The sequence below is a fragment of the Chitinophaga sp. genome (assembly GCF_036569125.1).
Classification (GTDB): domain Bacteria; phylum Bacteroidota; class Bacteroidia; order Chitinophagales; family Chitinophagaceae; genus Chitinophaga.
Genome location: NZ_DATCRF010000303.1, coordinates 1 through 2611, shown reverse-complemented (window position 1 = coordinate 2611; position 2611 = coordinate 1). Strand labels below are relative to the sequence as shown.

3 protein-coding genes are annotated in these 2611 nt (G+C 49.6%); all 3 read right to left on the bottom strand.

Going from position 1 to position 2611, the window contains the following annotated elements; translation table 11 throughout:
- A partial coding sequence (locus tag VIM87_RS11240; protein ID WP_331997084.1) for a beta-L-arabinofuranosidase domain-containing protein occupies positions 1-608 on the bottom strand: 608 nt, incomplete at its 3' end.
- A 42-nt stretch (positions 609-650) separates the two neighbouring features.
- Complete coding sequence (locus tag VIM87_RS11235; protein WP_331997083.1) at positions 651-1028, bottom strand: hypothetical protein; 378 nt, start codon at positions 1026-1028, stop codon at positions 651-653.
- A gap of 8 nt (positions 1029-1036) precedes the next feature.
- Positions 1037-2611: penicillin acylase family protein (locus VIM87_RS11230; RefSeq protein WP_331997082.1), on the bottom strand; the 1575-nt coding region annotated here is incomplete at its 5' end.

Sequence of the window (2611 nt, the reverse complement as noted above, 5' to 3'; positions counted from 1 at the left end):
CGGTAGCGGGCCCAGAACGACCAGTGATCCAGCGGTTTTTGCGGCAGCTCTTTCAGCTGGTACTTAAAATACCTGGTCATTAAAGTGATCACGCGCGGGTCCTGCGTGGCCATGTAGTATTGCTTCAGCACTTTCAGCATCACCATTTTTGGCCACCAGTCGCGGCTGTTATCGCGGTTCAAACCGGCTTCGTAAGGGTAGTCTTTGGAAGGGCCGAAATAACCATCGGGCTGCTGGCTTTTGATAGCCCATTCCACCCAGGGTTTTACTTTTGCTATCAGCTGCTGATCGTTCAGGATGTAGGCCAGCGGCAGCAATCCATCTATCCAGTAAGGGCCCCGCTCCCACTGGTCGCCATCGCCGCCCAGCCAGCCGTTACGTTCATTCATTACCAGCGGGTACAGCTCATCCAGCTTACCCGTCATGCCATTTTTCTGGCGCACCAGCATTTCCTTTAACCAGCCCTGTGGTTTAATGGCGCCCAAAGGCAGCTCTATATATGGGTTGGGGCGCAGGGGTGCGCGGTTAGTAATGTAACCTTTATCCTGTGCATGGCTATGCACAGCTATGAACATGAGTACCAGTGGAATCAGCCTTCTTATTTTCATCCTGTTCAAGCATTTTGAGGATGAACAAGATAGAAAAATTCCCTAAATACTTATACTGCGTTCCGCTACCAGCGCTTTGCCGGTGTACAATGCCAGCCCGGTTAACAGCCCGCCTATGATGCCGGAGAGCAGCACTATTACAATGGCGGGTACGGATAATAAAAGACCCAGCTTATCCAGCACAGCGCCCTGCAAAGCTGCATCAAAGTACAGGTTAGCGCCGGCCCAGGTGAGGAAACCTGCCAGGAAGCCCAATCCAAAACCGGCCCTGCTCCATTTCTTTATAGTCATAACAATGCCCAATGCCACTACGGGTATAATAAAGCTCCACCAGGGCAGTATGCCTATCAGGCGGGTGAGTATAATAAGTATAATGGTGAGCGCAAGGATCTTTATATTGTTCAGCATATTCTTTTTCATACGGTCTGTTATTTGGCGGTGTTGAATGTCCAGGTACTGCTGGCTGCTGCTTTTGCTTCTGCGCTGTTCATGAAGAACAGCAGCGGATAGTATTTGCCTTTATTCCAGTCTTTCGTAAAGTTGTTGTAATACTCGCTGGCCGGGTTGCCGGACTGGCCGCCGGGGTAAATACCGTATGCTTTTGGCCGGTCGCCCAGCTCCACGATCATGCGCCAGGATGGGCCCCAGTTGCGGGAGGTAGCGTTAATAGCTTCCGACTGGCCGCCGGCAGAAAGGCTCATTTCACTAAACGCCGGCAGGTTGGTGGGGTGCATTAAATTCACTTTGTGATAATCGCCCCATTGCTCCCGTCCTTCTTTACGGGTTTTAGTGAAATCGTTCGAGGAGGTGATGAAGGCATCTGTAATAATATCCGATGCATTCTCCTGCTGCGCAGTGCTTTGCAGGTCAAAATACTTGTTATCCGGGTCTTTGCGGATGAGGTCCAGCAGCACCACCTTATCCGGCGGCCGCAGGTAAAAACGGTAGTTCTTAAACTCATCCCAGGTATAAAAAACGGTGTTGGCCCACCAAATTTCGTACAGGCGTGCTATTTTATCTTCGTAATCATAATTGCCTTTCCATTGGCTTACGGCATCCAGATCCTTCAGCTGCTGCGGGTTTAAACGGCTCCTGTTAATTTTGCTTAACAGCACCGGTAATGCTTCTGCTGAAAAAGAGTTGGTGTTATCCAGCTGAATGGCTTCCATACCTGCAATATCCAGCTTGTCGCTTTTAGACAGGAGCTGCTCTATGCGGTTAGCCCTGGTTTCACTGTAATAGCCATTATAGTAATAAGGGTAGTTGTCGTACGTAGGGTGCTGGTTGGCTGACTGCACATAATTACAATCCGGATTATACCGCTGTGGCAAGCTATCTACCGGAATATATTTCGTGTACAGGTGCGCGCTGCGGGTGCCATCCAGTATAAATTTCCCCTGCCCGGCCCATTTAACGGGCATGCTGCCCTGGTGGTTAATGGCAATAACATTATCCTTGCCGGCATAAGTAAAGTTCTGCAGCGGGGTGCTGTAATTGCGGATAGCGGCTTTATAATCATTATAATCTGCAGCCGTGTTCAGCTTAATGAAAGTATAAAACTCGTTGGAAGGGCGGTGCAGCTCCCAGCGTAATGCCATATCCATCATATCCGGATCCTTACCGGGAAAGCTGCGGTTGTTTACAATAGGCCCATGCACGCTGCTGTATACCGTATCATAAAAAGCGGCTTCCCCTCTTCTTTTTATTTCCTCAACGCGGTAGGTCAGCTTACGCCATTGCCCATCCAGCTCATATTGTTTATAGTCGTTGGTTATTTTTAGCTTGTACCAGTCCCTTACATCATCACTGCCATTGGTAATGCCCCAGGCTACTTTTTCATTAAACCCTATGATGATAGCCGGTGCACCCGGAATGGACACACCATATACATTCATGCCCGGCGTTGTAAGCTGCATCTCTATCCAGATGTTGGGCAGGCTAAGGCCCAGGTGCGGATCATTGGCCAGGATGGGAAAACCGGATTTTGTTCTTTTACCGGATAC